20 protein-coding genes and 1 pseudogene are annotated in these 21,577 nt (G+C 40.6%); 13 read left to right on the plus strand and 8 right to left on the minus strand.

Annotation, left to right across the window (positions count from 1 at the left end; all coding sequences use genetic code 11):
- Positions 1 to 43 precede the first annotated feature (43 nt).
- Together CSQ79_RS18635 and CSQ79_RS18640 are read right to left on the minus strand one after the other, a co-directional pair.
- The gene (locus CSQ79_RS18635) at positions 44 to 376 is read right to left on the minus strand and encodes a hypothetical protein (RefSeq protein ID WP_099702659.1); all 333 of its coding nucleotides are present in this window, start codon (positions 374 to 376) and stop codon (positions 44 to 46) included.
- 331 nt (positions 377 to 707) lie between these two features.
- A complete protein-coding gene (locus CSQ79_RS18640) occupies positions 708 to 1,910 on the minus strand; it encodes a phosphoglycerate kinase (RefSeq protein WP_099702660.1) in 1,203 nt (400 codons plus the stop codon).
- Positions 1,911 to 1,999: 89 nt separating this feature from the next.
- Here CSQ79_RS18640 and CSQ79_RS18645 point away from each other — a divergent pair, with 89 nt between their 5' ends.
- From CSQ79_RS18645 to ylqF, 3 genes are read left to right on the plus strand one after another with little or no spacing between them, the layout of a single operon-like run.
- Positions 2,000 to 2,410, plus strand: coding sequence for a universal stress protein (locus tag CSQ79_RS18645; RefSeq protein ID WP_099702774.1), 411 nt, complete (start codon positions 2,000 to 2,002; stop codon positions 2,408 to 2,410).
- Positions 2,411 to 2,470: 60 nt separating this feature from the next.
- Complete coding sequence (locus CSQ79_RS18650; protein ID WP_099702661.1) at positions 2,471 to 2,824, plus strand: four helix bundle protein; 354 nt, start codon at positions 2,471 to 2,473, stop codon at positions 2,822 to 2,824.
- 40 nt (positions 2,825 to 2,864) lie between these two features.
- Entirely contained in the window at positions 2,865 to 3,725 is an 861-nt protein-coding gene (gene ylqF, locus CSQ79_RS18655; RefSeq protein WP_099702662.1) for a ribosome biogenesis GTPase YlqF, read from the plus strand.
- A 112-nt stretch (positions 3,726 to 3,837) separates the two neighbouring features.
- Here the strand turns inward: ylqF and CSQ79_RS18660 are convergent, their stop codons facing one another.
- Positions 3,838 to 4,164, minus strand: a complete 327-nt coding sequence (locus CSQ79_RS18660; protein WP_099702663.1) for an ArsR/SmtB family transcription factor — start codon at positions 4,162 to 4,164, stop codon at positions 3,838 to 3,840.
- A gap of 88 nt (positions 4,165 to 4,252) precedes the next feature.
- Between CSQ79_RS18660 and CSQ79_RS18665 the strand changes: the two genes are divergently transcribed.
- The 7 genes and pseudogenes from CSQ79_RS18665 to CSQ79_RS18695 form a co-directional block, all read left to right on the plus strand.
- Positions 4,253 to 4,666 carry an ArsI/CadI family heavy metal resistance metalloenzyme gene (locus CSQ79_RS18665; RefSeq protein WP_099702664.1) on the plus strand — a complete coding sequence of 138 codons (414 nt, stop codon included), beginning with the start codon at positions 4,253 to 4,255 and terminating at the stop codon, positions 4,664 to 4,666.
- Between the two features lie 428 nt (positions 4,667 to 5,094).
- Positions 5,095 to 5,781: an LbetaH domain-containing protein gene (locus CSQ79_RS18670; protein WP_099702665.1), complete on the plus strand. Its 687-nt coding sequence runs from the start codon at positions 5,095 to 5,097 to the stop codon at positions 5,779 to 5,781.
- A gap of 163 nt (positions 5,782 to 5,944) precedes the next feature.
- Positions 5,945 to 6,154, plus strand: coding sequence for a hypothetical protein (locus tag CSQ79_RS18675; protein WP_099702666.1), 210 nt, complete (start codon positions 5,945 to 5,947; stop codon positions 6,152 to 6,154).
- A gap of 280 nt (positions 6,155 to 6,434) precedes the next feature.
- On the plus strand, positions 6,435 to 7,697 hold the full coding sequence (locus CSQ79_RS18680) for a proton extrusion protein PcxA (protein ID WP_099702667.1): 1,263 nt from the start codon (positions 6,435 to 6,437) through the stop codon (positions 7,695 to 7,697).
- A gap of 107 nt (positions 7,698 to 7,804) precedes the next feature.
- On the plus strand, positions 7,805 to 8,887 hold the full coding sequence (locus tag CSQ79_RS18685; protein WP_099702668.1) for a bestrophin family protein: 1,083 nt from the start codon (positions 7,805 to 7,807) through the stop codon (positions 8,885 to 8,887).
- A 143-nt stretch (positions 8,888 to 9,030) separates the two neighbouring features.
- Positions 9,031 to 9,183 (plus strand): Mo-dependent nitrogenase C-terminal domain-containing protein, encoded by a 153-nt coding sequence (locus CSQ79_RS28665; protein ID WP_354000918.1) that lies wholly within the window; start codon positions 9,031 to 9,033, stop codon positions 9,181 to 9,183.
- Positions 9,184 to 9,334: 151 nt separating this feature from the next.
- Positions 9,335 to 9,466 (plus strand): annotated as a pseudogene (locus CSQ79_RS18695) (Mo-dependent nitrogenase C-terminal domain-containing protein); the annotation flags it as partial.
- Here CSQ79_RS18695 and CSQ79_RS18700 read toward each other — a convergent pair.
- From CSQ79_RS18700 to CSQ79_RS18715, 4 genes are all read right to left on the minus strand, one after another.
- Complete coding sequence (locus CSQ79_RS18700; protein WP_099702670.1) at positions 9,452 to 10,780, minus strand: sensor histidine kinase; 1,329 nt, start codon at positions 10,778 to 10,780, stop codon at positions 9,452 to 9,454. The pseudogene CSQ79_RS18695 and the gene CSQ79_RS18700 sit on opposite strands and share 15 nt — an antisense overlap.
- The gene (locus tag CSQ79_RS18705; protein WP_099702671.1) at positions 10,725 to 11,402 is read right to left on the minus strand and encodes a response regulator transcription factor; all 678 of its coding nucleotides are present in this window, start codon (positions 11,400 to 11,402) and stop codon (positions 10,725 to 10,727) included. Before CSQ79_RS18705 ends, CSQ79_RS18700 begins: the two co-directional genes overlap by 56 nt.
- A 380-nt stretch (positions 11,403 to 11,782) precedes the next feature.
- On the minus strand, positions 11,783 to 12,955 hold the full coding sequence (locus CSQ79_RS18710; RefSeq protein ID WP_099702672.1) for a tetratricopeptide repeat protein: 1,173 nt from the start codon (positions 12,953 to 12,955) through the stop codon (positions 11,783 to 11,785).
- A gap of 286 nt (positions 12,956 to 13,241) precedes the next feature.
- On the minus strand, positions 13,242 to 13,940 hold the full coding sequence (locus tag CSQ79_RS18715; RefSeq protein WP_289501311.1) for a fasciclin domain-containing protein: 699 nt from the start codon (positions 13,938 to 13,940) through the stop codon (positions 13,242 to 13,244).
- 708 nt (positions 13,941 to 14,648) lie between these two features.
- On the opposite strand from CSQ79_RS18715, the gene CSQ79_RS18720 reads away from it, so the two are divergent.
- From CSQ79_RS18720 to CSQ79_RS18730, 3 genes are all read left to right on the plus strand, one after another.
- Positions 14,649 to 14,924, plus strand: coding sequence for a GlsB/YeaQ/YmgE family stress response membrane protein (locus CSQ79_RS18720; RefSeq protein WP_099702673.1), 276 nt, complete (start codon positions 14,649 to 14,651; stop codon positions 14,922 to 14,924).
- A 308-nt stretch (positions 14,925 to 15,232) separates the two neighbouring features.
- Entirely contained in the window at positions 15,233 to 16,024 is a 792-nt protein-coding gene (locus CSQ79_RS18725; RefSeq protein WP_099702674.1) for a glutathione S-transferase family protein, read from the plus strand.
- A gap of 172 nt (positions 16,025 to 16,196) precedes the next feature.
- Positions 16,197 to 17,912: a helicase HerA domain-containing protein gene (locus CSQ79_RS18730; RefSeq protein ID WP_099702675.1), complete on the plus strand. Its 1,716-nt coding sequence runs from the start codon at positions 16,197 to 16,199 to the stop codon at positions 17,910 to 17,912.
- 15 nt (positions 17,913 to 17,927) lie between these two features.
- On the opposite strand, the gene CSQ79_RS18735 is transcribed toward CSQ79_RS18730, so the two are convergent.
- Positions 17,928 to 21,575, minus strand: a complete 3,648-nt coding sequence (locus CSQ79_RS18735) for an ATP-binding protein (RefSeq protein WP_099702676.1) — start codon at positions 21,573 to 21,575, stop codon at positions 17,928 to 17,930.
- Positions 21,576 to 21,577 lie beyond the last annotated feature (2 nt).

The following is a 21,577-nucleotide window of genomic DNA, read 5'->3' on the forward strand; positions in this document are numbered from 1 at the left end:
GAAAAACAGCATTTTCGTCTCTCCCACACTCCTCACCTGTACACTACTCTTTACCAGTTACTTTGCTAACTGCTTCTTTTGCGCCTTCTACTGCTTTCTGAACAGCACCTTCACCAGTACCTTTGACATTTTCTTCATAAACTTTTTCAGGATTCTCTGCTGCTTGTACTTGCGCTTCGTAAGCTTGTTCTCTGGCGCTGACATCTTCTTGAGTGCCCTGCGTCATTGTTTCCTGCTGCAGCATGGACTTATTAGCTGCCATGCTGGGTTGAGTTGCAAAAATCAACAGACAAGACACGCTCATAAGACTCACTAAACCTAGAATAACTAGGCTTTGACGAAATGCTTGCTTCAAAACAGCAAAAATCTGTTGCATATAAATATTTCCTCACTTTTTTGTGATGTTAGTGTAAAAATTACTGATACACCCTGTAAAAATCAAGCTAAATTGCATCCTACGTGGCAGAGTTGCACAGTGCCTTCTACCTGGAGGGAGAGTTATGAGTGTTGAGTGTTGAGTTTTGAGTTACTCGTAAAGAAAATTCAAAATGTGCTAAGGCACCGCTACGCTAACGCGCATTCAAAACTTAAGATAATTGCCTTTGGCACCTTTCTTCGCAAAAACTCGCGCATTCAAAACTAAAACCTCTTTATGATTTAACTCAAAACTCATAACTCATAACTCAAAACTAATCACTCTCCCCTACTTAAGCTTCATCCAAAGCAGCAATACCAGGAAGTTCTTTGCCTTCAAGTAACTCTAAGCTTGCGCCACCACCAGTTGAAATGTGACTCATTTGCTCAGCAACACCAACTTTCTCGACGGCTGCTACCGAGTCACCACCACCAATAATGCTAGTAACACCTTGTTTGGTGAGATCGGCAAGCGTTCGTGCGATCGCTTCGGTTCCTACAGCAAACTTATCAAACTCAAATACGCCCATTGGTCCATTCCAAATTACTGATTTGCATTCAGCAAGCGCATCTTGGAACATCTTGACAGAATCAGGACCAACATCTAACCCCATGCCGTCTTCAGGGATATTTTCAACGCTAACAGTTTCTGCGTTGGCATCTGCCGCAAATTTATCAGCAACGACGACATCAGTAGGTAACAACATTTGCACGCCGCGTTCTTTTGCTTTAGCTTCTAATGATTTAGCCAGTTCTAGCTTGTCGTCTTCCACCAACGATTTACCCACATTCAACCCACGGGCTTTGTAGAATGTAAAAATCATCCCGCCACCCAAGATTAGCTTGTCGCACTTGTCCAACAATGTCTCAATCACACCAATTTTGCTAGAAACTTTAGATCCACCAATAATGGCTGCTAAAGGACGTTGCGGATTTTCAATCGCGCTTTGAAGATACTGTAATTCTTTTTCAATCAAGTATCCAGCAACAGAAGGGCTGAGGTAGTGTGTCACGCCTTCGGTGGAAGCATGGGCGCGGTGGGCTGTACCAAACGCATCATTGACGTACACATCTGCATTGGCTGCTAACTGTTTGGCAAATTCAGGGTCATTTTTCTCTTCTTCTTTGTGGAAGCGGACGTTTTCTAGCAATAGCACTTGACCATTTTGCATCCCTGAGACTTTGTTCGCCACTTCGTCTCCGATACAGTCATCGCATTTTATCACTTCTTGACCGAGTAATTCCGAAAGGCGTTTAGCAACAGGAGTCAGACGCAGCTTGTCATCCACCCCTTTGGGACGTCCAAAGTGGCTAGCTAAAATGACCTTAGCGCCTTTTTGCGTCAAATCCTGAATTGTAGGCAGTGCGGCACGAATCCGAGTATCATCAGTGATGTTCCCTTGGTCATCCAATGGGACATTAAAGTCTACCCGCACTAATGCACGCTTACCAGATAAGTCTGAAGCCGATAAATTTGCTAAAGTTTTTTTGGACATAATTGATAAGTTCCTCCTGACTGGATTCTTAATTAATTATTAAGCGCCGTCCACATTTTACCGGAGTCGGGGTATCAAAGATGCCTGCAATGTTTAAGACTGTTTTATTTCCAATCGATCAAAGTCGAGATGCTAGAGAAGCGGCTGAAGTTGTTGCTGACGTCGTGAAAAAGTATGATAGTCGCTTGGTGCTGCTATCAGTAGTAGAATCTGCGGACTCAGAAGATGAGCCTGGTGCTGACATGATGGCGTCCCCTGATGCTGTAGCCCAACTGCTCAAAAATGCGCAATCACTGTTTACAGAGCAAGGTATTTCAGCAGATACAATCGAACGCGAGGGTAAGCCTGCGTTTGTCATTTGCGATGTAGCAGACGAGATTGAGGCAAATTTAATTATTATGGGCTGCCGTGGATTGGGATTAACCGAAGAAGGTGCGACAGATAGTGTTACTAATCGAGTTATCAATCTTTCTCCCTGTCCAGTGTTGATCGTTCCTTAAAAGCGATTAGCGATTAGCAATTAGTGGTTAGCGCTTTATTTATTTGGGACGGAGTTTATTTTGAAAGACTTTAGACAGTTAAAAATATGGGAGAAAGCACACGCTCTAACGCTAGCAGTTTACCAAGCGACGCGAGTATTTCCTAAAGAGGAATTGTACGGATTGACAAGCCAAATGCGTCGTGCTTGCGTTTCAATTCCTGCTAATATTGCGGAAGGATGTGGTAGGAAAGGAGAAGCAGAATTAGCTCGCTTCTTGCAAATCTCTATGGGTTCAGCTAGTGAGCTAGAGTACTACCTGTTTCTGTCTAGGGATCTTCACTTACTGACAAGCCAAGAATACGAAAACTTAGCAAAAGCTCTAAGTGAGCTAAAGCGAATGTTAAATTCATTCATCCAAAAGCTTATTGTCTAGTGTTTGCTAATTGCTAACAGCTAACCGCTAACCGCTAAAAATGACAACTCCCTCGATCCAATGGTACCCAGGTCACATTGCTAAAGCTGAAAAGGCACTCAAAGAACAGCTAAAGCTTGTTGATGTTGTGCTGGAAGTACGTGATGCGCGAATTCCTTTAGCGACACATCATCCGCAAGTCAAAGAGTGGGTGGGGAATAAAACGCGGGTTTTGGTATTGAACCGCATTGATATGATTCAACCACAAGCACAGCGAATGTGGACGCAGTGGTTCAGAGAACAGGGAGAAGAACCGTATTTTACAAATGCGCAAAAAGGTGATGGTGTCATTGCCATTGCTAAAGCAGCACAAGCTGCAGGAGTAGCAGTGAATCAACGACGACGCGATCGCGGTATGTTACCACGCCCTGTACGGGCTGTTGTCATTGGTTTTCCGAATGTTGGGAAATCAGCACTGATTAATCGGCTATTGAAGCGTAAAGTTGTCGAAAGTGCGGCGCGTGCTGGTGTGACGCGACAGTTACGCTGGGTGCGCATTTCGGATCAACTAGAATTACTAGATGCACCTGGGGTGATTCCAGCGAAGTTGAATAACCAACAAGCCGCTTTTAAGTTAGCGATTTGCGATGATATTGGTGATGCATCATATGATAATCAACGTGTCGCAGCTACTTTAGTTGACTTGCTCAAGTCTTTGACTGTCACCGCACCAGAATTATTTCCCGAAGATCCTCTACAGCGCTACAAACTCGATCCTACTTTGTTTACTGGTGAAGCTTATATCTATACCTTGGCACATCAACGCTATCAAGGTGATGTTGAGCGCACGGCACGATCACTCTTGACAGATTTCCGTAAAGGTGCATTAGGAGCAATTTCTTTAGAGTTGCCACCAGATTAGAACTTTTGGCTTTATTGCTGATAACTCTAAAAATCAATCAGCGGTTCGACTATCTCAACAATATTACATGCTGAGTTCCTTATACCAGATCTGTTTTATTACACAGCACAACCTACGAGAGTGATTCTCGCAAAATTGCTAACTTTTCTGGCAAAACTTGGTAATAGATCCACGTCCCACGTCGCTCTCGTTTTAGCAAACCTGCTTCATACATTAGCTTGAGATGGTGACTCACGGTTGGTTGCGAAAGTCCTAACGGTTCTGCTAATTCACAAGCACAAACCTCTCTAGATGGCTGCGCTGCGATTAAGCTCAGCATTTGCAGCCGCACAGGCTCGCTCAACACACGAAAAATCGCCGCTAGATGAGTCGCCTCATCTACTGTAAGACGACCGGAAAGCAAGGGTGTGCAGCAAGATGTAACTTTAGGTAACTTCATATTTTTTATATTGACACATATCGATATAAGGTACAAAATATTGATAGACTTAAATATTGATAAGTATCGATATAAAGAGGATCAAACTATGTCTCGCGTTCAATTGGCACTTAATGTTCGTGATATTGATTCTGCTGTTGATTTCTACAGCAAACTTTTTGCCACTGAGCCAGCAAAACGCCGCCCAGGTTATGCTAACTTTGCGATCGCAGAACCTCCCTTGAAACTGGTACTGATCGAAAACCCTAAAGCAGCAGGTAAGTTGAATCATCTGGGAATTGAAGTAGAGTCATCTGAACAAGTCAGACAAGCTAGCGATCGCCTTCAAAAAAGTGACCTATCTGTGACACCTGAACCCCAGACTACTTGTTGCTACGCTTTGCAAGATAAAGTTTGGGTGAAAGATCCAGATGGTGCTAACTGGGAAGTCTATGTAGTTTTGGAAGATTCGGCAACTTTTGGTGTGTCTCAGAAAACTGAAGCTCCAGTTTGTTGCTCCTAGACTGCTTACGTAGTTTTGAGCGCGTCTTTGGATAGAATTGAGTACCACCGCTAAGCTTCAAATCAATGTTTCCAGGCAAAAAATAAGCTGTATTATACGATATGCATTGTAGAAACCTGTCTTCACAGGTTTTTTCTGTGTAACTGCATTTTTAATCGCTTAGGCTTGAGTAAGGTTTAGCTTCCACTTATAGAAGTTTCCAATCCCTTCACTGCGGTTTATCCATCTAAATATCGCAGTTTCGCTGTAGCTTGCAAATATCAGTAAAGTTAATCGTAAATATAAAATGTCCCTACTTTGCCACTTTTTTGTCCCGCTTTTGTTACTTTCACTGAACTAATCTATCCAAAGCATAAAGAACTTCCATAGAAGATAAAGAACCCAGAAGTTCCTAAGTAGCAAGTAGTAAACGAAAAGAGGCAATTTTGATGAATAACATTGTTTTCATGAAAAGCAATTGCGCCAGTAACAATAACGCACATATTCATGCTAATGTCCGCGCATCGTTCAACGAACAAGAAACACTTCCAGAGATTCATTCCACTGCATACATCCATCCCTTAGCCGCTGTGATTGGTAATGTTTATCTTGGTAAGCGAGTAATGGTAGCGCCAGCAGCATCTGTACGGGGCGACGAAGGACAACCAATTTGGGTAGGTGATGATGTTAATGTGCAAGATTGTGTAGTTCTCCATGCGTTAGAAACTCATGTAAATGGCGAGTTGGTACGCGAGGCTGTTGTTGAAGTTGAAGGCGCATATTATGGAGTATATATTAGCGATCGCGTTTCGTTAGCGCATCAATGCCAAGTACATGGTCCTGCTAGCATTGGCTTTGATACTTTTGTTGGGATGCAGGCTTTAGTTTTCCGCGCGACTGTTGGTAATAATTGTGTCATTGAACCTAAAGCATTGGTTATGGGTGTTACCATTTCTGATGGCAGATATGTTCCTGCTGGCGCTTTAATTACTACCCAAGAAGCTGCTGATAATTTGCCATATATTAGTAACGAGTATCCGCTGAAAAGTTTAAATAATGCTGTAGTTCATGTAAATACGCAGCTAGCGAGAGGCTACCAAGAACAAAAAACATTAGTCAGTCTGAGAGCAGCTTAAAATTTAGCATTTGTTATAAATCAGGACTTACGCAGTACAAGTACTAGAGACAAAGAGTGCAGTGATTGATAGCAAAAAACACAACTCAATCATAGCTTGGTAATTAATTTAACTTGAGCGTAAGTCTTGTTTCACCAATCATTTACTGAAGGTAAGCAAAAATATGAGACCACATAAACTTAAACTAATCACAACAAACAACAATCATTTAGTTAAATCTCAATCACTTGCTGGAGTAAGTATTTCTGATAGACAGTATATTCCTGCTGGTGCAATTATTACAACTCAAGCCGCTGCTAATAAATTATCTACTCATCGGATCGCTTCAAAAACTTCTTCAATTCGTTTGCAGTTACTATCTACCGTTTCATAGTTGTTAGTATTAAGTTAGAAAAGAATACAAAGTTTTATAGGTTTTTAAAACTTACGCACTACGAATAAAACTGAGGCTTTGAAAACCTAAAGCAGAAGAATGAGCAACATCTATCTTCTGACGTAAGTGACAACTAACCACATCACAGAGTTGAAAATTACGTACTATCCATCTTATTCATTGTTGAGTTAACTCATTTAAGTAACTACTGCTACAAGGTTACTGCGATCGCCCATATTTACCTAAGTTCCACTGATATCTAATTAGTAGGAGATACCTCATGACGTCAATATTTCCTCACAATCAAACTTACTTTCTCAGTTTCAAAGGATATTTGTATAAAATCAACCAAAGAATTTCAAATACACCAGAACGAGCGTTAGAACAAGCTTATAAGTCTGTGTTAAAAATTAAGGAACTAGAAGATGAGTATTTTGGTGGAAGAAAAATTTCAGTTGAATCTAGTAAACAGAGTGTTTATATTAGCTCTTTTGTAAGAACTAATCTAGATAAACACCTAAATATTGCCAAGTTACGACTTACAGAATTTAACGCAAGTTCATTTATTCTTGGTAATTTAACTCAAAATCATGTATTTAAGTTAAAGATCATTGACGAGGTATTAGCAAAGTACGCACCCAAACAAGATATATCTTCAGCTTTGGTAGACACAACTAAAGTAGGGAATCTTGTGAAAAATGGTAGCGATCGCGCCTACTCATCTACTATCAATGTTCATACTGAAGGCGTTAGTGATAAAACAGGAGCCGTACCCAGATCAATTGGCAGAACTATCAATCGTATTAAAAAAGACTTCAACCCTCAAGCTGAAGCAGAAGTACTGCAACAATTCCGTAGTTCGCGAACTAAAACACTCATTGCTGTTAAATTTCTAATTCTTTTAATAGCTATCCCTCTAGTCACACAACAAGTCTCTAAACATTTTTTAATTAGCCCAATCGTTGAACGTGTTAGAGGCGAACAAACTCAGTTTCTCAACTACGAAATGAAAGAAGAAGCCATGCGCGAACTGCAAAGCTTTGAAGACGGTTTAAGATTTAATAATCTAATTACGGCAACCCCAACACTTTCACCAGCAGTGATTGAAGAAAAAGTCAAAGAAAAAGCAACTGAAATTGCGCAAGAATATCATCATAAAAGTCATAGTGCAATTAGTAATGTATTTGCTGATTTAATTGCTGTTGCTGCTTTCATATTTGTCTTACTAATAAGCAAGAAGCAAATTATTGTTCTCAAGTCTTTTATGGATGAAATTGTTTATGGTCTTAGTGATAGTGCTAAAGCTTTTATCATTATTTTGTTCACAGATATCTTTGTCGGTTTTCACTCACCTCATGGCTGGGAAGTTGTGTTAGAAGGAATTGCTAATCACTTGGGTATTGCAGCAAATAGAAGCATCATGTTCCTTTTTATTGCCACATTTCCAGTTATTTTAGACACTATTTTCAAATACTGGATTTTTAGATATCTCAGTAGAATTTCTCCTTCAGCAGTAGCAACTCTAAGAAACATGAATGAATAACACCTTGTGTTCTAGCCTAACGCCTGCGGCTAACGGCAAACTCTATAGAGAATACAATGCGGTTGATTCAATGAGTTCTCTTTTTAAGAATATACTGGAGGTCAAACATGAAATTGCCAATCAACAAAAAAGTTCGTTCGCGCAGACACGCTTGGCAACAAAAGGCTGTTACACACAGAAAATCAGTATTTCGTTTTCAGAATTCTCCTCATCATAAAAATGTTTCTTCAAGATCGTTCAAAGAGAAATTTCATATTTACACTGGCGAGCAACTAAATTGGTATCAAGTAATAATTCGTCTTGCAAGTTCAGTTATTCCTGGAATTTTACCGTGGGTACTTCTATGTGGAGGATATGGCTTTCTCATTGCGCTCATCAATCATTTTGGTTATCTATCAGTTTTCCGTGACAATAAAGTGGTTCCTAATGTTGTTTTGATTTTAAATATTGTACTGAGCTTGTTATTAGTTTTTCGGACAAATACAGCACATGAGCGCTTTTGGGAAGGGCGTAAACTGTGGGGAGCAATGGTGAATACTGTGCGTAACTTAGCACGAGGTATTTGGATAGTTGTTGAAGAAAGAGAACCTGGCGATCGCGAAGATAAAGCAGCTGCATTACGCTTAGTTGTTGCCTTCTCAGTTGCTATGAAGTTACACCTACGTAGAGATCCCGTTAATCCTGAGTTAGTGCCATTAATGACACCCTTACAATATCACAAGCTTGAATTCATCAATCATCCTCCACTAGAAATTGCTTTTTGGATCGGAGATTATCTTCAACACCAATACGAACGCCAATTTGTAAATGTTTTTCAACTCACAGCTTTACATGAGTTACTTGATGACATGGTAGATATTTTAGGAGGTTGCGAACGGATTTTAAAAACTCCTGTTCCTCTAATTTATACTATTGTTCTCAAAACTTTGTTGATATTATATTTCCTTTTATTACCTATAGAAATTGTTGCTGGACTAACTTGGTGGACGAGTCCAATTCTAGCTTTTATCAGCTTTATTTTACTCGGAATTGATGAAATTGGTGCAGAAATTGAAGAGCCTTTTGGGCACGATCCTAATGACTTACCATTAGATTTTATTTGTAATACAATGCTGCGAAATGTTGATGACTTGATTACTCTTTCTCCCATTCGTCGTCAAACTTACGAAAAGCTGAGAAGAGTTGCTTAACCTCTACTCTCTAAGATTTAAAAAAATATTATGGAGAAGTGAAAACAATGAATATACTACAAAGCAAAATGAAGATTGGTGCTACTAGCGTAGTAACTTTTACACAAATTGATTTATATTTTATGGCTATATCAAAATTTAATATGCTTCAACAAATACGCCAGTGGTTAAATTGTACTGCAATTCAAAATCCCAGCTTAGCACGTCGTTTATGTCAGCTTATTCTTGCACATTGTCCTTTTGAGTGCAACGTACAAGTTTTTAGGCGGACTTTTTACATTAGATCTCCTGCATGAATCACAGATGCCCTATGACTAAAGTCGGGGCTATCCAAGCCAAGTGTACCTTCATACACTAAAATAAGATTTTTATGGGTAAGTCCACGGAGGTGGACTTTGTTTATTCAGCTAGTGAATTTATACGAGATCGCATTCACGCAGGAGGTCTATTCCATCTTTTTGTAAGTTGAATCCCTTGTATCAAAAACTCATGGCGTTACGCTTTCGAGCGTTATCTTATCTAGCTGATGACTGTGGTGAAGATGTTACTCAATATTGTATAAATTTAAGCAGTCGGTAGATACACTTGAAAACAGCTACCTATACCTAAAGTACTACTCACAGTAATTTTTCCACTATGTTGATGTGCAATTGTTTGAGCGATCGCAAGCCCTAATCCCAGTCCTTTTGTTTGAGGCGATCGCGCTTTATCAACTCTCCAAAATCGTTGAAATACAAAGGGTAAGTACTCTGGAGCAATTCCTACACCATTATCTTCTACACGCACAACAACACATCGCTTTTGTTGCACCATAGAAATAATCACGCTTCCTCCTGTTATTGTGTACTTAAGGGCATTGTCTACTAAATTGGCAAACAATCGCTTCAGTTGTGCAGGCTCACTATTCACTAAAATGCTGGGGATAAGTTGCAGCTTAAGTACAATTCCTTTTTCTTGGGCGTAAGGTTTAAAGAGTTCTACAACATTGTATAAAATCTCATTCAAATAAAGGTATTTCCAACCTGCTGGTGGTGCTACTACTGCATCGGTACGCGCTAAAAAAAGCAAGTCCTCAGACAAACTCACAAGTTGATCAGTAGCACTAGCGATCGCAACTAGTTTCTTCGCATCACTTGGATGAACTCGTTCGGGATGGCTTTGCATCACTTCAATCGCAGTGCTAATTGCAGTCAAAGGATTCCGTAGTTCGTGGGAAGCGTCTGCAGTAAACTCTTTAAGTCTTTGAAAGCTTTTCTCAATTGGTTCTAAAGTTTGTTGAGTCAGTAAGACAGCACCAATCGCCATGAAAATCAATGCAATTGCGTTACCAATTCCCAACCCAATAACTAATCTGGCGATCGCACTTTCTATTTCTTTGGTAGATTCATTCGCACGGATATAACCTTCCAACTCTAATCTTTGCAGACTATCAGCAAGCACAGAACTTTGACTATCTGAGTAAACAGCAATGGTTAACGTCCGAATTTGTCCTTGTTGTTGAATATTTTGATTCGTTCGTTTCAGAGGTAAAGTAGAAAATATCTTACCTTTTCGTGCCAGAATCTTACCATTTGCATCGAACCATTCTAAACTCTGATCTCGTTTAAATAGTTCGCGCCACGGTAAATCTTGGTTAACGCTCTGAAGACCTTCAGTTTTGACGGCGTTTAAACTAGGGACAGCAGCTTGGGCTAAAGTCAGTAGCTGATTGTTTAAGTGCTGCTCGTGACTGCGAGTAAAAAATACGTATACTGCTATACTTGACATTCCTAGTACTGTTGCCATCACTGTTAAATACGTTAGTAAAAAACGACAGCGCAGGCGTTGAAACATTTGCTTAGGGGTTCGATTTGAGTCTGTAGCCCAACCCGTAAACTGTTTCAATAAAGTCATCAGGCGCTCCTACTCCTTTCAATTTCTGCCGTAGACGCTTAATATGAGCCTTAATTGTGTCTTCTCCTGGTGGTTCTTCAAAAGACCAAAGATTCTCTAAAATGGCATTTCGGTTAAGCACACTGCTACCTTGACGCAAGAAAAGCTCTAAAAGGCGGTACTCTTTTGGGGTAATTTGCAATGGTTGCTGATGATAAGTGACTTCACAAGTATTCGAGTTTAGACACAAACCTCCCCATTCTAAAGCAGGAGGCAAAGTTGAATTGCCTCGCCGGATTAAAGCACGAATCCGTGCCATTAATTCTTGTAGTTTGTAAGGTTTGATCACATAATCATCAGCACCTGCATCTAGACCTTTAACTTGATCGCTTGTTGTATCTCGTGCTGTTAACATCAAAATTGGCATTGAATAGCCCTGTAGACGTAGTTTTTGGCACAAGCTAATGCCATCGATTTTAGGTAGCATGAGATCGAGTACAAGGAGATTGTAGGTAAAAGATTTAACAAACTCCCAGCCACTTTGACCGTCAGCTGCAATATCAACAACATAGTGTTGGTCACTTAAAGCTTCCGCAAGCGAATCTGCAATGCGTTCATCATCTTCAACTAATAAAATTCTCATGGTAGGTAGTTACCTTGAGTCTCTGCTTTCATATCAAATAGCAATATACTTAATGATCTTGTAATAGCAACTGCATTGAGTGGTAAACGTAGAGTAATACAGTTTGTTTATATATAAATAAAATCCGGTCTCATTCCTCAACAAGACCGAAATTCTTGAAAATGTTACCCTAATTTAATAGAACCTGTTTCCAAAGTCAATGTAACGGTTGTTAGGTAATTGGTTATATGTTGCCTAACAATACATTCACTCATACATTAAGCTATACTGATTTTATGAAAAATAGATGAAAATTACATGAGAAGGTTCTTATGTTTGCCAGAAATATGCTGTTTTGATAAGTTTTGGGAGCGTTATTTCATTAGGTATGGCGTAAGTTTTTACAAAGAAAAACCCATTCCTTCTAATCCTTGGCGCAGTCGCTCTGCTTCCGGAGAACTTTGCATTTCATGCAATGCTATTGCCTGTTTAAAAGCAGCCAAACTGTCATTTAATTTGCCAGATTTGAGCAGGACAACGCCCAAATTTTGATAGGCTTCAGCATAATTAGAATTAAGTGCGATCGCTTGACGGTAATTTGCGATCGCTTCATTGAGCAATCCCATCGCTTTTAAAGTCATCCCTAGGTTGTAATAACCAGCAGCAAACTTAGGATCGATTTGTAAAGCAATTTCATATGCCATTTTTGCTCCATTAAGATCGCCAGTTGCTTGTCTTAAGTTACCCAAATTGTTGTAAGCACCGAGTTTGAGTAATGGATAGATTGATAATCCAATTGCTGCTTGATAATGTGCGATCGCTTTTGGTATCTGTTGTAATTTGCTATAAGCAATTCCTAGATGGTAGTGTAATTCGTATAATATTTGCGCATTAAGACCGCTGCGCTTGAGTCCCTTCTCTAGTAATTCAATGCCTCGTTGCCAAGAACCAGTTTCAACGTACAAGGCACCAAGCTTGCTGCACACATACGGATCGTTAGGGTGACAGTTATAAAATCCTTCCATTGCGGTTTGGGCTTGGGCAAACTTATCTTTTTGGGCGATCGCACTACGTTGATAGCCTTGATGGAGAATTGCGACATTGGGTAAATAACCAATCTGCCATTGCGGTTCTTGACTCATAATGCGAGTCACACTATCATCAACCAAAGCATGATACGGTCGAGAAAAGCAAAGGTTGGGGTGACGTCGAAATAAACGTGAAACTTGTGAGTAAGGTGATTGTGCAGCACCTACTTCTTGTCTCAATAAATTAACAAGCAGAAAGCGATCGTGTTGTATGGCTTGCTTGAGCAAGGGAACGATATCTGGAACTAGCACTTCATCAGCATCTAACACCAGTACCCAGTTACTACGCACATACTTTAAAGCCTCATTCCGTGCTTTAGCAAAATCATAACACCACTCAAAAGGATAAACTTCAGCACCAAGTTTCCTGGCAACATCAGGTGTGCGATCGCTTGAACCGGTATCTAGCACAATCATTTCATCAACAACACCCTGAACACTACCTAGACACTGAGGCAATGTTTGTTCTTCATTTTTTACAATCATGCACAAGCTGAGTTGCATTTTTCCCACATACTGATAGCAAGCTGTGGCAATATTAGCTTATCTCATAGTCAGTAGTGACCAACCACTAACCACTAACCCGTTATAAGTATCAAGGCACATTGGTCATTCAACCTTATGCAAAAAGACTCCCTAATCAGTTAATAGCTGAATGGGAGTCAGTTATGTAGCTGTTAACACAAATAAAAAGTAACCGATGTTAAACACAATGTCTCATTAATGCTATAGGTGCTTTATCAGATACGATCGTGCTATCGGTACTCTAAGATCAAAGATTGGGTGGTAACAATACTCTGTCAATTGCATGAATGATACCATTGCTAGCTTGAATATCTGGCTGAACAACTGTTGCGTCATTCACTGTGACTTGATTACCAGAAGTTTTAACATTAATCGCTTCACCCTCAACGGTTGGAACTTCCCCAGGTTGCAGTTCGGTAGACTGAACTCTTGCCGGAACAACGTGATAAGTTAAGATTTGGACTAAAAGTTGTTTGTTCTCTGGTCTTAGTAGTTCTTGTAGTGCATCTTGCGGTAATGCAGCAAATGCTTCATCCGTAGGAGCAAAAACAGTGAATGGTCCTGTTCCTGATAAAGTTTCAGTTAAACCTGCTGCTTGTAAAGCTGCAGTCAATGTCTTAAAAGAGCTGTTTGCTGCAGCCAAAGCTACTATATTATTTGCTGCGTCAGGAGAAGTTCCTGTTGGTGGTGTAGTTGGTGTTGGTGTTACTGGTGCTGGTGCTGTTGGTGGTGTTGTGGGTGGTGCTGGAGCAACAGGAGGTGTGGTTCCTGGAGTCGTGCCAGGAGTTTGATTGTAGGGAGGCTCGTTGAAAATACTTGGTCTAGGATTGAGAACTCCTTGACTTTGTGCAACTATGGGAAAGCCTGCTGCAATACTGACGCCTACAACCCCTAACCAACCGGCTAATCTTTTAAGGGGAATACTTTGGTTGTGCATTTTTGTCATGAGTCTTATTATCAATTTTTAAGTTTTATATCATTAAAATCCAAATTTACAAAGTTTTTTCCATACCACCGCGCAAATCTAACTTAAGAAATAGCTCACTTCTCGAATGATGAGAACCTACCTAAATATAGATATGCAGTAAGTTTCAAGAACAATCTCCATCATTAAACTTATTGCAAAAGTACTTAAACTGTCATGTTGAGCCTTGCGAAACATCTCGCGAGATTCTGCGCTACATTACATTCCGCTGGGAATGACATTTATAATTTTTCGGCTTTTGCAAGAACTCTATTATGTGCAACATCTTGATCCTTGATATTTAGTACTAACGTCATACGCATATAGTAGCTATACAAGCTTGATATATAATTTTGCTTTTCTTCAAAGCTAATCTAGAGTTCAATTATGACAGTAAGTAACAGTTCAATTCAACCAAGATGCATAGTGAGGAACATTTGATTTCTTTGTAAACTCTACACAGAAAATTTATTGTTACTTTATCAGTATTTAACCTAGGCTTTAAAATCTTTCGCTTGCTTTAAAAATACTAAGAAATAGTTTGTTCCAACTTCTCTAATTACGAAATCTCTGCTCGCTAAAATTCTAACACTTTAGATTCTTACTTACGATAGAGGCTATCGGCTTGTTGCAATTGATACTCTAATTATGAAAGGAAAAGAGCTGGTAAGAGTTAGGAGGAAATAAAACATGGAATTTCTAGCATGGATCGTTTTAGGTCTTATAGCTGGTGCGATCGCAAAAGCAATTTATCCTGGACATCAAGGTGGCGGGATTCTAGCAACAATTGTCTTAGGTATTTTGGGTGCATTAATTGGTGGTTGGCTAGGTAGTGCCCTTTTTCCAGGGGCAGGGGCGGCAGGTGCAGCTGCAGGCGCGTTGACTATACCCAGTATTATTTTTGCAGTCCTAGGCGCAATTATTCTTCTCTTCATTTGGGGCTTAATTACTCGTCGTACTGCATAAGTAGAATAGAAACACGGTATAAGTCTTACACTTCATTAGCGCAATGTTTTTTTGCTCCTCTAGCGTATAGCTGGAGGAGTTTCAATATATATTCATGTTTTTTCTAAAATCTGCATAAATTCCCTTAGTAAAAATTAGTTGAAATCTACCTTACTCTCAGGTGATTAAATCAAGAAAATAAGAATCAAAAGTAAGAATTATGACTATTTATCAAGTTAAAAGGTAACAAAGACACTACTTTTCTACTGAGTGACTACCTATAATGTTAAGTGTTTTGTGTATGCAGGGAAAGCCGAAGCGGAGGAAAAATGCTGGAATTGTACCAATTTGAACTATCGCAATACTCAGAAAAAGTTCGTTTGATTTTAGATTTCAAAGGGTTGGCATATCGCAAAATCGAAGTTACCCCTGGAGTTGGGCAGTTAGAGCTTTTTCGCTTGACAGGTCAAAGGCAAGTACCCGTATTAAAGGATGGCAGTCAATATATTGCTGACTCTACAGAAATTGCCAAATATCTGGAACGTAAATATCCGGATCGCCCAATCATTCCTTCAGACCCGAAACAACGTGCTGTGTGCTTACTGATTGAAGAATGGGCAGACGAATCAATTGGGATGAAAAGCCGCAAAGCCTTGTTTGGCGCATTGAGTCAAAGTGAGAACTACCGAAAGTCATTGTTACCTATGGCTACACCTGACCTAGTGAAAACACTGATAGGAGTTGTACCTAATGATGTTTTAAAAGTCCTTGGTTTTGGTGTTGGATATGGACCAGATGTTGTTAAATCAGCTGAGGAAGACTTGAAACAAGATTTGGAAGTTCTTTGTTTACTGCTAGCTGAAAATTCTTATTTAGTTGGAGATCAACCAACACTTGCAGACTTAGCTGTTGCTGGTTTGTCTATGTTACTAAGATTTCCTGATGGATCTTACCTAGAATTACCCGCAACTTTGAAAGGAAAAGGAATTCCTGGTCTAGGCGATAATATTGCTTATCAGTCATTTTTTGACTGGCGCGATCGCTTATATAAGCAATACCGTAAACCTTTAACAGCAGTGAGTACAGTAGGCTCTACACCAACCTCAATTCAAATCGATTAACTGAAGAAGGGATCAAAGATTGCAGATCAGAGGTCAGGGCAAACCGAGGAGTAAGAAGCGAGACAATTCAAAACTCAAAACTCGAACAACCTCTGACCTTTTTAAACAAATTGCTAGTCAGAAAGAAAAATCCAGCGTAAGATAAGGCTGCATAAGGATCGCAGTGAATGCTATGAATTCGGCACAGCCATTAGGGTCAGTCACACACGGATCGCTCAGCCAGGGGTTAGAAGTGAGATTGCATCCAGATGTTTCTGTAGAAGATATGCGGGTAGGAAAATTCCTGATCGTTGAAGGCGTGCGATCGCGTTTCTTCTGTATGCTAACCGATGTTGCTCTCTCAACTTCTAGCAACCGAATTGTTGCCAATCCTCCTAGCCCTAATGATGATTTCTTAAGAGATGTGCTAGCCGGAAGTGGAACTTATGGCACGATTAACCTGACTCCAATGTTGATGTTTACACCAGAGGAAGAAGGCTCAAAGAGGGACTTGCATCTTAATGGTAGTAATGGCAGTTCTTTAGCTTCATTTCAGCCACAGAGTAGCAGTAATATGGAACTTCTACCTGTGAAGACGATTCCAAGTCACTTTAGTCAAGTTCATGAAGCTTCTGAACGTGATTTTCGGGCAGTATTTGGTTGGGAAGACGATCCGCACCGTCGTAACTTTGCGATCGGTCAACCATTAGACATGGACGTGCCAATTTGTCTTGATTTGGATCGTTTTGTAGAACGAAGTAACGGCGTATTTGGTAAATCTGGTACTGGTAAATCATTTTTAACTCGCTTGCTGTTATCAGGAATTATCCGCAAACGTGCCGCAGTTAACTTAATCTTTGATATGCACTCTGAATATGGTTGGGAAGCTGTATCAGAAGGAAAACAATTTAGTACAGTAAAAGGCTTGCGTCAGTTATTTCCTGGACAAGTGCAAATGTATACTCTTGATCCAGAGTCAACCAAACGCCGTGGAGTTCGCGACGCCCAAGAACTCTATCTGAGTTATGACCAGATAGAAATTGAGGATATTCGCTTAGTTGGACAAGAATTAAATTTGTCGGAAGCAAGTTTAGATAACGCTAACATTCTTTTCAGTGAATTTGGTAAATCCTGGATTCTTCAGTTGTTAAATATGACCAATGAGGAAATTCAGATGTTTTGTGATGAAAAGCGGGGTCACAAGGGTTCCCTTCTAGCGTTACAGCGTAAACTGATGCGCTTGGAAAACCTCAAATATATGCGTTCTGCTTGTCCGCACAATTATGTCGAGCAAATTCTTCAGTCTCTTGAAGCGGGTAAACACGTTGTTGTCGAGTTTGGTTCGCAATCAGATATGCTTTCTTATATGCTGGTGACAAATATGATTACACGTCGCATCCACCGCGCATACGTTCGTAAAGCAGAGAAGTTTTTACAATCCAAAAATGCCAGCGATCGCCCAACTCAATTAGTCATTACCATCGAAGAAGCGCACCGCTTTCTCGATCCTAGTGTTGTCGGACAAACAATTTTCGGCACAATTGCCCGAGAGATGCGCAAATACTTTGTTACTTTACTTGTTGTAGACCAGCGCCCTTCGGGAATTGATAACGAAGTGATGTCCCAAATAGGAACTAGAATTACAGCATTACTCAACGACGAAAAAGATATTGATGCTATCTTTACTGGTGTTTCTGGAGGACAAAGTTTAAGGTCAGTTTTGGCGAAGTTAGATTCTAAGCAACAAGCGTTGATCCTCGGTCATGCGGTACCTATGCCTGTTGTTGTGCGTACTCGCCCATATGATACTCAATTCTATACAGAAATTGGGGATGTTGCTTGGGAAGAGAAATCTGATTCAGAAGTCTTTGCAGCGGCTGAATTGGCAAAAGCAGACTTGGGCTTTTAATACCATAGAAGAGTCCTACTCGTTTCGATTGATTAAGTTAGCGATCGCCTGCACCAACTTTTCTGGTTCTACAGGCTTGGCAAGATGATCCTGAAAACCTGCAGCGAGTGCTTGTTGTTGATCGTACTCGCCAGCGTAGGCGGTAAGGGCAATTGCAGGAATTCTAGAACGCTGTCTTACTTGTCGCATCAGCATATAGCCATCAACATCTGGCATGCCAATATCGCTAATTAAGATATTAGGTAAAAATGAATCAAGGGTTAGTAATGCGTCTGCTGCTGATGCAGCAATGCGGACTTTGGCTCCATACTGTTCTAAGATTGCTAGCACCAATTCTTGCATATCAACTTCATCATCTACAACAAGAATACGAACGCCTTGTAAATGTAAAACACATGAAGAGTGATTTTTCTTTTGCTCGTTGTCTTGTGAGTCATTTTGTGGTAGTGGGAATTGCACAGTAAAAGTTGCGCCTTGTCCTTCACCAAGACTTTCAGCTTTGACATAACCGCCATGTAACTCAGTGATTTGGCGAACGATCGCCAGTCCTAACCCAAGTCCTCCAAATTTACGAGTGGTTGTGCCATCCTCTTGACGGAAGTATTCAAATACATAAGGTAAAAAATTGTTATGAATTCCCTTACCAGTATCCTTGACTTGAATCTGTGCAATGCTTTCAAGTTGTTGCAAATGAACTTCAATACGTCCACCTGTTGGAGTGAACTTAACAGCATTCGATAATAAATTCCATACAACTTGTTGCAGGCGATTACTGTCACCAGAAACTAAGACTTCTGAGGCAAAGACTTTTTGAATTTGGATGTTTTTGGCTGCTGCGGCTAACCGGACAGTTTCCAACGCCGCCTCAATGACATTGATTAAATCTACATGAGTAACATTAAGAACCATTTTACCGCGTAAAATCCGCGAGACATCGAGTAAGTCTTCAATCAGTTGCGTTTGTAACTTAGCATTACGTTCAATTGTTGCTAAAGCTTTAGCAGTAGTTTGTTCGTCAAATTTACGTGATTGCAAGAGATTTACCCAGCCGAGGATGGGATTGAGGGGCGATCGCAACTCGTGTGATAGGACTGCCAAAAATTCATCTTTAACTCGGTTTGCGGTTTCGGCTGATTCTCGTGCAGCTTTTTCACTCGCTAGTAGATATTCGCGTTCTTGTTCAATTTGTTTACGTTCGGTAATATCTTGGGCAACTCCAGCAATGCGATATGGCTGTCCATTATCGTCGCGAATCACAAAACCGCGATCGCTGACCCAACAAATCGAACCATCAGGTCGCACTACACGATATTCTTGCTCAAAATAACCGTTTTGCAGACATCGTACCCCTGCAGTTTTTACCTCTTCTCGGTCTTCCGGATGAATTGTTTCAATCCACAAACGATGATCTTGATACAAACTTTCGCGGGATCGTCCCCACATTCGTTCATAGGCAGGGCTGATGTAGAGATGGCGATTTTCCTGCAGGTTCCATAGCCAAAACACATCATGAATTGTCTCTGCCATTTGGCGAAATCGCGCTTCGCTTTCTTGTAGTGCTGCTTCAGCCTGTTTGCGATCTGTAATCTCAGTGGTAAACATAGAAACGCCGTTGGCAGAAGGATAAACTCGATTCTCGAACCAACGCTGCCATTTTGGATAGAAAAATTCAAATTGAACCGATATTTGCTCAGTTACTGCACGTTGTAGTTCGGTATTAAACTGCGTATCTATCAAATCAGGAAAGACATCCCAAAGCGTTTTCCCCATAAAGTCTTCTCGACGCATTCCAGAAGTTTCCATGGTGCGGCGATTGACATAGGTATAGTACCAGTCGCGATCAAACGTCATAAAGACATCGTTAATACTTGCTAAAACCGTCTCTAAATTCTCGCTAGCAGTTTCTGCCGCAACACGCAACTCATACTCGCGCTGAGCTGTCTGTTGGCGTAACTGTGCCATACTGAGATTAGCTTCAACTCGTGCTAATAGTTCGCGAGCCGAAAATGGTTTAATAAGATAGTCATCAGCACCTGCTGCCAAACCTTTAATGCGTGACTCTTCACCAGCTTGTGCAGATAGCAGAATAATTGGTATTTCTCTTGTTTGCGAATTGGCACGTAAAGCCTGTAATAACTCAAGCCCGTCCATGTGGGGCATCATGAGATCGGTCAACACCAAATCTGGCGAGTTTTGTTCGATAGTATGAAGGGCAGCAATTCCATCAGCAACCGTCTCTACTGTATATCGCTGATTCAGCAATCGCTTGACATATTCACGCATATCTGCATTATCATCGGCTAAGAGAATCCGTGCAGTTGGAGAGTTTTGAGTTTTGAATGTTGAGTTTTGAAGTGAAGATTCAGAACTTAACTCAGAATTCAAAACTGAGAACTCAGAACTCTCATTTGGTAGCCAGCGTAAGGCTTCTTCTACATACGCAGATGCTGCTAATGTTATTGATGTGTTGTGAGGACTAATGCGATCTTGAGGGAGATGGACGTACCCAGTCGGGATGAACACTGTGAAACAACTACCTTGACCTACTGTGCTGTTGACTGTAACTGTTCCACCGTGTAACTTCACTAATTCTTGCACAAGCGATAGACCAATGCCAGAGCCTTCGTAACTGCGCCCCTGCGCTTCTTTCACGCGATGAAACCGTTCAAATAGATGTGGAATTTCTGCTGCTGGAATGCCAATACCTGTGTCTTGTACTGCTAGCTCAATATAGTTTTGAGTTGAATTTTTCCTCATTTTTAGGGAAATTTCAATTTTCCCGCTAAAAGTAAATTTGAACGCATTGGAGAGTAAATTTAAAACAATCTTTTCCCACATCTGTTGATCGACATATACAAGTTCAGGAAGTGGGGGACAATCAACCACTAAACGCATTCCGGTGCGTTCTACCGCAGCACGAAAAGTACTTGCCAATTCGGCAGTAAGTGTAGCAAGATCTGTGGGTTCGTATGTAGCTTGTGTGCGTCCAGCTTCAATGCGAGAAAAATCAAGCAGGGTATTGACTAGCTTAAGCAAGCGTAGTGCGTTGCGATGCGCCATGTCTGCTTGTTGGTATTTGTCTTGAGATAATCCTGCAGATTCAGCCAGGATTTCTTCCAATGAACCCAACATTAGTGTCAGCGGTGTGCGGAATTCATGGCTAATATTGCTAAAAAACTCTGTACGAGCATGTTCTAGTTCTTGTCGTGCCTTTTCATCTAATTTCTCTTGGGTAATGTCACGCACTTCGACAATTGTTCCCACAATTCCACTACCTTCGCGGATTGGACTTGCAGTGTAAGCAACAGGATAGAAGCTGCCATCTTTACGAACAAAGACTTCTTCGCCTTGTTCTTGATTGTTTTGCGGAAATGCACGATCTATCGGACATTCTTCGAGTGGATAATGACTACCATCAGGACGCGTATGGTGGATAATGTCATGCAAAGCCCGTCCTCTTACTTCATCAAGGCTGAAGCCTGTCAGCTTCTCTGCTGCAGGATTCATATAGACACATTGCTGGCAATGATCCATGATGAAGATCGCTAATGTAGCATTATTACAGACAACTTCTAGATAACTTTTGTAGTAATCTGCGTTAAGCATCTCCATTTGTGACAGAGGGTTAGCTTCGTCAGGGAGGAATTCACTTTCCAATGCCATAT

The sequence above is a fragment of the Gloeocapsopsis sp. IPPAS B-1203 genome, from assembly GCF_002749975.1.
Taxonomy (GTDB): Bacteria; Cyanobacteriota; Cyanobacteriia; order Cyanobacteriales; family Chroococcidiopsidaceae; genus Gloeocapsopsis.

Bases quoted from the DNA above. Each gene is read 5' to 3' on its own strand.
- CSQ79_RS18645 (WP_099702774.1), top strand. From the start codon at position 2,000: ATGTTTAAGACTGTTTTATTTCCAATCGATCAAAGTCGAGATGCTAGA.
- CSQ79_RS18720 (WP_099702673.1), top strand. From the start codon at position 14,649: ATGGAATTTCTAGCATGGATCGTTTTAGGTCTTATAGCTGGTGCGATC.
- CSQ79_RS18730 (WP_099702675.1), top strand. From the start codon at position 16,197: ATGAATTCGGCACAGCCATTAGGGTCAGTCACACACGGATCGCTCAGC.
- CSQ79_RS18640 (WP_099702660.1), bottom strand. From the start codon at position 1,910: ATGTCCAAAAAAACTTTAGCAAATTTATCGGCTTCAGACTTATCTGGT.
- CSQ79_RS28665 (WP_354000918.1), top strand. From the start codon at position 9,031: ATGCTTCAACAAATACGCCAGTGGTTAAATTGTACTGCAATTCAAAAT.
- CSQ79_RS18635 (WP_099702659.1), bottom strand. From the start codon at position 376: ATGCAACAGATTTTTGCTGTTTTGAAGCAAGCATTTCGTCAAAGCCTA.
- CSQ79_RS18715 (WP_289501311.1), bottom strand. From the start codon at position 13,940: ATGACAAAAATGCACAACCAAAGTATTCCCCTTAAAAGATTAGCCGGT.
- CSQ79_RS18710 (WP_099702672.1), bottom strand. From the start codon at position 12,955: ATGATTGTAAAAAATGAAGAACAAACATTGCCTCAGTGTCTAGGTAGT.
- CSQ79_RS18725 (WP_099702674.1), top strand. From the start codon at position 15,233: ATGCTGGAATTGTACCAATTTGAACTATCGCAATACTCAGAAAAAGTT.
- CSQ79_RS18700 (WP_099702670.1), bottom strand. From the start codon at position 10,780: ATGACTTTATTGAAACAGTTTACGGGTTGGGCTACAGACTCAAATCGA.
- CSQ79_RS18680 (WP_099702667.1), top strand. From the start codon at position 6,435: ATGACGTCAATATTTCCTCACAATCAAACTTACTTTCTCAGTTTCAAA.
- CSQ79_RS18660 (WP_099702663.1), bottom strand. From the start codon at position 4,164: ATGAAGTTACCTAAAGTTACATCTTGCTGCACACCCTTGCTTTCCGGT.
- CSQ79_RS18670 (WP_099702665.1), top strand. From the start codon at position 5,095: ATGAATAACATTGTTTTCATGAAAAGCAATTGCGCCAGTAACAATAAC.
- CSQ79_RS18685 (WP_099702668.1), top strand. From the start codon at position 7,805: ATGAAATTGCCAATCAACAAAAAAGTTCGTTCGCGCAGACACGCTTGG.
- CSQ79_RS18665 (WP_099702664.1), top strand. From the start codon at position 4,253: ATGTCTCGCGTTCAATTGGCACTTAATGTTCGTGATATTGATTCTGCT.
- CSQ79_RS18675 (WP_099702666.1), top strand. From the start codon at position 5,945: ATGAGACCACATAAACTTAAACTAATCACAACAAACAACAATCATTTA.
- CSQ79_RS18735 (WP_099702676.1), bottom strand. From the start codon at position 21,575: ATGGCATTGGAAAGTGAATTCCTCCCTGACGAAGCTAACCCTCTGTCA.
- ylqF (WP_099702662.1), top strand. From the start codon at position 2,865: ATGACAACTCCCTCGATCCAATGGTACCCAGGTCACATTGCTAAAGCT.
- CSQ79_RS18705 (WP_099702671.1), bottom strand. From the start codon at position 11,402: ATGAGAATTTTATTAGTTGAAGATGATGAACGCATTGCAGATTCGCTT.